The sequence below is a fragment of the Archangium sp. genome, assembly GCF_036389735.1.
Classification (GTDB): domain Bacteria; phylum Myxococcota; class Myxococcia; order Myxococcales; family Myxococcaceae; genus Archangium.
In genome coordinates this window covers 1-6,021 of sequence record NZ_DASVWK010001037.1, presented here as the reverse complement: position 1 = coordinate 6,021, position 6,021 = coordinate 1, and the positions used below count along the sequence as shown (strand labels likewise).

9 protein-coding genes are annotated in these 6,021 nt (G+C 67.5%); all 9 read left to right on the top strand.

What is annotated here, in order from left to right; genetic code table 11:
* The coding region (locus VF794_RS37090) for a succinate--CoA ligase subunit beta (protein ID WP_331117972.1) at positions 1 to 717 on the top strand (717 nt) is incomplete at its 5' end.
* A gap of 24 nt (positions 718 to 741) precedes the next feature.
* Complete coding sequence (gene sucD, locus VF794_RS37085; protein WP_331117971.1) at positions 742 to 1,644, top strand: succinate--CoA ligase subunit alpha; 903 nt, start codon at positions 742 to 744, stop codon at positions 1,642 to 1,644.
* 35 nt (positions 1,645 to 1,679) lie between these two features.
* Positions 1,680 to 2,123, top strand: coding sequence for a nucleoside-diphosphate kinase (gene ndk / locus VF794_RS37080; RefSeq protein WP_331117970.1), 444 nt, complete (start codon positions 1,680 to 1,682; stop codon positions 2,121 to 2,123).
* Between the two features lie 175 nt (positions 2,124 to 2,298).
* Positions 2,299 to 3,426, top strand: a complete 1,128-nt coding sequence (gene rlmN / locus VF794_RS37075; protein WP_331117973.1) for a 23S rRNA (adenine(2503)-C(2))-methyltransferase RlmN — start codon at positions 2,299 to 2,301, stop codon at positions 3,424 to 3,426.
* A 104-nt stretch (positions 3,427 to 3,530) separates the two neighbouring features.
* Positions 3,531 to 3,794, top strand: a complete 264-nt coding sequence (gene rpsP, locus VF794_RS37070) for a 30S ribosomal protein S16 (RefSeq protein ID WP_331117968.1) — start codon at positions 3,531 to 3,533, stop codon at positions 3,792 to 3,794.
* Between the two features lie 23 nt (positions 3,795 to 3,817).
* Positions 3,818 to 4,093 (top strand): KH domain-containing protein, encoded by a 276-nt coding sequence (locus VF794_RS37065; protein ID WP_331117966.1) that lies wholly within the window; start codon positions 3,818 to 3,820, stop codon positions 4,091 to 4,093.
* On the top strand, positions 4,090 to 4,662 hold the full coding sequence (gene rimM, locus VF794_RS37060; RefSeq protein WP_331117964.1) for a ribosome maturation factor RimM: 573 nt from the start codon (positions 4,090 to 4,092) through the stop codon (positions 4,660 to 4,662). Before VF794_RS37065 ends, rimM begins: the two co-directional genes overlap by 4 nt.
* Positions 4,662 to 5,396, top strand: coding sequence for a tRNA (guanosine(37)-N1)-methyltransferase TrmD (gene trmD / locus VF794_RS37055; protein ID WP_331117962.1), 735 nt, complete (start codon positions 4,662 to 4,664; stop codon positions 5,394 to 5,396). The genes rimM and trmD overlap by 1 nt, the downstream gene beginning before the upstream one ends.
* Before the next feature lie 136 nt (positions 5,397 to 5,532).
* Positions 5,533 to 5,940 (top strand): 50S ribosomal protein L19, encoded by a 408-nt coding sequence (rplS, locus tag VF794_RS37050; RefSeq protein WP_331117960.1) that lies wholly within the window; start codon positions 5,533 to 5,535, stop codon positions 5,938 to 5,940.
* Positions 5,941 to 6,021 lie beyond the last annotated feature (81 nt).

Sequence of the window (6,021 nt, the reverse complement as noted above, 5' to 3'; positions counted from 1 at the left end):
GTGGATCCGGCGGTGGGCTTCCAGGACTTCCAGGGCCGCAAGCTGGCCTTCGGCCTGGGCCTCTCCGGCCCCACGGTGAACAAGTTCGTCCAGTTCTGCTCCGCGCTCTACCGCATGTTCATGGAGACGGACGCCTCCCTGGTGGAGATCAACCCGCTCGTCATCCTCAAGGACGGCGGCGTGGTGGCGCTCGACGCGAAGGTGGACTTCGACGAGAACGCCATGTACCGGCACAAGGATCTGCTCGAGTACCGGGACATCGCCGAGGAGGAGCCGCGCGAGACCCAGGCCAAGGAGTGGGACCTGGCCTACATCGCGCTGGAGGGCAACATCGGCTGCATGGTGAATGGCGCCGGTCTGGCCATGGCCACCATGGACACCATCAAGCTGGTGGGCGGTGCTCCGGCCAACTTCCTGGACGTGGGCGGCGGCGCGAGCAAGGAGAAGGTGACGGCGGCCTTCAAGCTGATCCTCGCCGACCCGGCCGTGAAGGCGGTGCTCGTCAACATCTTCGGCGGCATCATGAAGTGCGACGTCATCGCCGAGGGCATCATCGCCGCGGCGAAGGAAGTGCAGCTCAAGGTTCCGCTCGTGGTGCGCCTCGAGGGCACCAACGTGGAGAAGGGCAAGGAGCTGCTTCGCAACTCCGGCCTCGCCATCACCCCCGCCGACAACCTCCGCCAGGCCGCCGAGAAGGCCGTCGCGGCGTTGAAGTAGTCCAGGCAGAGAAAGGTTCAAGCCATGAGCATCCTCGTCAACGAGAACACGAAGGTCCTCTGCCAGGGCATCACCGGCTCGGCGGGCTCGTTCCACTCCAAGCAGATGCTGGAGTACGGAACGAAGCTGGTCGCCGGCGTCACGCCGGGCAAGGGCGGTACCGACTTCGAGGGCAAGGTCCCCGTCTTCAACTCGGTGGCCGACGCGGTGAAGCAGACCGGCGCCAACACCTCGGTCATCTTCGTTCCGCCCCCCTTCGCCGCCGACTCCATCATGGAGGCCGCCGACGCGGGCATCTCCCTCATCATCGCCATCACCGAGGGCATCCCCGTCAACGACATGGTGAAGGCCAAGCGCTACCTCCAGGGTAAGCCGGGCGTTCGCCTGATCGGCCCCAACTGTCCCGGCGTCATCACCCCGGGCGCCAAGTGCAAGATCGGCATCATGCCGGGCCACATCCACAAGCCGGGCCGCATCGGCGTGGTGTCGCGCTCGGGCACGCTCACCTACGAGGCCGTGTTCCAGCTCACCCAGCTGGGCCTGGGCCAGTCCACCGCGGTGGGCATCGGCGGTGACCCGGTCAATGGCACGGACTTCGTGGACGTGCTCAAGCTCTTCAACGCCGACCCCGAGACGGACGCCGTCATCATGATCGGCGAGATCGGCGGCGATGCCGAGGAGCGCGGCGCCGAGTACGTGGCGCGCGAGTTCACCAAGCCCATCGCCGGCTTCATCGCCGGCCAGTCGGCTCCCCCGGGCAAGCGCATGGGCCACGCCGGCGCCATCATCTCCGGTGGCAAGGGTACGGCCTCGGAGAAGATCAAGGCGATGGAGGCCGCCGGCTTCGTCATGGCCGCCAGCCCCGCCGAGTTGGGCACCACGCTTCAGGAGGCCGTCAAGCGCGGCGCTCCCAAGAAGAACCGCTAGTACCACCCTCCACACGACACACGAGGACCACGACCATGGCCATCGAGCGTACGCTGTCCATCATCAAGCCCGACGGGCTTCAGAAGGGCGTCATCGGCAAGATCATCTCCCGCTTCGAGGAGAAGGGTCTCAAGCCGGTCGCCATCCGCCTCCAGCAGCTGTCCCAGGCCCAGGCCGAGGGGTTCTACGCCGTCCACAAGGCGCGTCCCTTCTTCAAGGACCTGGTGAGCTTCATGATCTCCGGCCCCGTGGTGCTCATGGTGCTGGAGGGTGAGAACGCCGTCCTGGCCAACCGCGACATCATGGGCGCCACCAACCCGGCCAACGCCGCCCCGGGCACCATCCGCCGCGACTTCGCCACCAGCATCGACCAGAACACGGTGCACGGCTCGGACAGCCTGGACAACGCCAAGATCGAGATCGCGTACTTCTTCCGCGAGACCGAGGTCCACGGCTACGAGTACGCCGGCAAGAAGTAGTTGTTAGGGCCTCACGGCCCGGGACCCGGCCTGGTATCCGCGCTCCTCCGCGGCTGCCAGGCCGTCGTCTTTTCGGAAACCGCCGGAAAGCAGGGGAGGGGACGTGCGCTCCTTTGACTCCGCGTCCTTGGTTGTGGGAAGGGACACCCACACCCGCCCCGTTGGAACCATGACGATGCAGCCCGAGTCCACCAACGCCAACGCCACCGCCGTCTCCGTCGAGGCTCCCCCCGCGAAGCTCGTGGAGGTCTCCAGCCTCTCGCTGGAGGGCCTCACCCGCTTCTTCACCGAGGAGCTGGGCGAGCGTGCGTTCCGCGCCGGCCAGCTCTACAAGTGGATCCACCAGCGCGGCGCCACCTCGTTCGACGAGATGACGGACCTCTCCAAGGCCCTGCGCGAGAAGCTCAAGCAGCGCGCGGAGATCGTCCCCCTGGTGAAGGACGCCGAGCAGCGCTCGGTCGACGGCACCATCAAGTACCGCTGGAAGACCCGCGACGGGCGCTTCATCGAGTCCGTCTACATGCCCTCGGAGGACCGCAAGACGCTCTGCGTGTCCACCCAGGTGGGCTGCGCCATGGCCTGCACCTTCTGCATGACGGGCACCCTCGGGCTCAAGCGCAACCTCACTCCGGGTGAGATCGTCGCCCAGGTGCACGCGGTCAACCGCGAGGTGCGCAAGCTGGAGAACCTGGAGACCCTCCGCCCGCTCTCCAACCTGGTCTTCATGGGCATGGGCGAGCCCCTCCACAACTTCGAGAACCTGAAGACGGCGCTCTCCATCCTCCAGTCCGTGGAAGGGCCCAACTTCAGCCACCGCCACATCACCGTCTCCACCGTGGGCCTCGTTCCGATGATCGAGCGCTTCGGCCAGGAGACGGACGTGAAGCTCGCCATCTCCCTCAACGCGAGCACCGACGAGCAGCGCTCCAAGACGATGCCCGTCAACCGCAAGTGGAACATCGCGGCGCTGCTCGACGCCTGCCGCAAGTTCCCCCTGCGCCAGGGCCGCCGCATCACCTTCGAGTACGTGCTGCTGCGCGACTTCAACGACAGCGACGAGGACGCCTACCGGCTCATCGAGCTGCTCAAGGACATCCCCGCCAAGGTCAACCTCATCCCCTACAACGAGAACCCGGGGCTGGGCTTCAAGACGACCATGGACGAGCGCGCCGAGCGCTTCCGGGAGCTCCTCACCGACGGCCATGTGGCCGCCTTCATCCGGCAGAACCGGGGCCGGGACATCGCCGGGGCCTGTGGGCAGCTCGCCAACCGGGGTGGGGAAAACGCCTCGGAAAACCCGTAAGACCTCAAGCTTCCTTGACAATCCGCTTGGTGGGGCATTAGAAGCGCCCCCCTCCAAGCTGTGATCACCTCCGACTCACCTTCGATTCACCTGGAGCATTAGAAATGGCCGTTGTTCTCCGTCTCGCCCGCGCGGGCGCCAAGAAGAAGCCGTACTACCACGTGGTCGCCACCGACTCCCGCAACCCCCGCGACGGCAAGTTCCTCGAGGCCGTGGGTTCCTACGACCCCAACCAGAGCCCGGCCAAGGTGCAGTTCGACGCGGACCGCCTGGAGCACTGGCTGAAGTGCGGTGCGACCCCGTCCGAGACCGTGGGCGAGCTCATCAAGCGCCACAAGCGCGCCGCCGTCGCCGCCAAGCCCGCCTAGTCCCGCTGGGCTGATCGGACAGCGTGGAGCAGCTCATCATCTATCTGGTGCGGGCCCTGGTCGATCAACCCGACCAGGTCAGCCTGCGAGCGTCCGAGGCGGACGGGGCCCGGCTCTATGAGCTGAAGGTCGCCCCCGAGGACGTGGGCAAGGTCATCGGCCGTGATGGGCGCACTGTCGGTGCCCTCCGGACGTTGCTCGGTGCCGCGGCCCAGAAGCACGGCCAGAAGGTCCGCCTGGAGATCCAGGACGACCGGCGCCAGCAGGGCGCTCCCACTTCTTCCCCCGAAGGCCAGTGACGCTCAATCCCCATCTCGAGCTGGGCTATGTGTCCCGTGCCCATGGTCTCCAGGGAGAGGTGGCCGTCCGCGCCTTCGACCCGGCCTCCGAGACGCTCGACTACGTCAAGCGCGTCCTCGTGCGTCCTCGCACCGGAGCGGAGCGCGTCCTGAGCATCGAGTCCGTGCGTCCCACCCCCAAGGAGATGCTGGTGGTCTTCGAGGGGGTACGCGGTCGCGGTCAGGCCGAGGCGCTCGTGGGAGCCACCGTGCTCGCGTTCCGCGAGGACCTGGAGGCCCCCGAGGAGGGCGAGTACTTCCAGGGTGACCTGGTGGGGCTCACCGCCGTGGACGAGGCCGGCAACGTGCTCGGCGTCGTGGAGGAGCTCTGGAGCACCAGCGAGGTGCCCAACCTCGTCATCCGCGCTCCGGGCAAGGAAGAACTCGTGGTGCCCTTCGCCGAGGACTTCGTCTCCACCGTGGACGTCCCTGGCGGGCGCCTCGTGGTGAAGCCTCCGGAGTACCTGGAGGCCCACGGGGCCGAGAGCGACCGGGTCGAGGGCGACCAGGGCGAGGGCGAGGGCTCCTGATGTACCCGGTGGAGGTGCTGACCCTCTTTCCGGACAGCGTGGCCGGGTATCTGGCCGCGAGCATCCTCGGCAAGGCCCGCGAGAAGGGGCTGCTCGGGGTCACCGTCACCTACATCCGTGACTTCGCCGAGGGCAAGCACCGCGTCACCGACGACGCGCCCTACGGGGGCGGTGCCGGCATGGTGATGAAGCCCGAGCCCCTGGTGGCCGCCATCGAGGCCGCCCGGGCGCGTGCCCCCGCCGGGGCCAAGGTGCTGCTGATGAGCCCTCGCGGCCCCGTCTTCACCCAGGCGAAGGCGCGCGAGCTGGCCAGGGAGCCCGGGCTGATCCTCGTCTGCGGCCGCTACGAGGGCGTGGACGAGCGCGTCATGCCCTTCCTGGACGGGGAGGTGTCCCTGGGGGACTTCATCCTCACCGGGGGCGAGGTGGCCGCCCTGGCCGTGGTGGACGCCGTGGCCCGGCTGCTGCCCGGGGTGCTGGGCAACGAGGCCTCCAGCGTCACGGAGAGCTTCGAGGAGGGTCTCCTGGAGCACCCCCACTACACCCGGCCTCCCGTCTTCAGGGGGGTGGAGGTGCCCGCCGCCCTCCAGTCGGGCGATCACGCCCGGATCGCCCGCTGGCGCCGCTGGAAGGCCCTCCAGCTCACCCGGGAACGGCGTCCGGACCTGTATGCCCGCCTGTCGTTCGGGAAGGCGGACTTGAAGCTGTTGGAGAAGAAAGAGGAGGAGTTGTAGGCCTCCAACGGTTCCCGAGCCACGGGTCGGGCTTCTCCGGGCTTGTCCGACCCCCGTCTCTCTGGTAGTACCGCCCGCTCTCTACACCGCGAGTCTGAGCTTACTGGACTCGAGTCCGAGCTTTCTGGAGTCAGTCATGCGTCGCAGCGCCATCGAGTACGTGGAGGCCCAGCACCTCCGTAAGGACGTCACCCAGTTCCGCACCGGTGACTCTGTTCGCGTTCACTGGAAGGTCAAGGAAGGCGAGAAGGAGCGCGTGCAGGCCTTCGAGGGGATCGTCATCCGCAAGAAGAAGGGCAACAACCGCTCGACCTTCACCGTGCGCAAGGTGTCCTTCGGCGTCGGCGTGGAGCGCGTGTTCCCGCTGCACAGCCCGCGCTACGAGAAGATCGAGGTCCTCTCGCGCGGCAACGTGAACCGCAACCGCCTCTTCTATCTCCGCGCCCTCAAGGGCAAGGCCTCCCGCGTGGAGACCCAGGAGGACGCCGAGATGCGTCGCGCGACCGCGGCGGGTCACGGCAAGACCGCTCGTCCGAGCGCCTAGCGAGCAGGCGGCGGCTCTCCGCGAGCCGTGCTTCAAAAAGGGAGTGCCCCGTTCATGGGCACTCCCTTTTTTCGTGCCCAG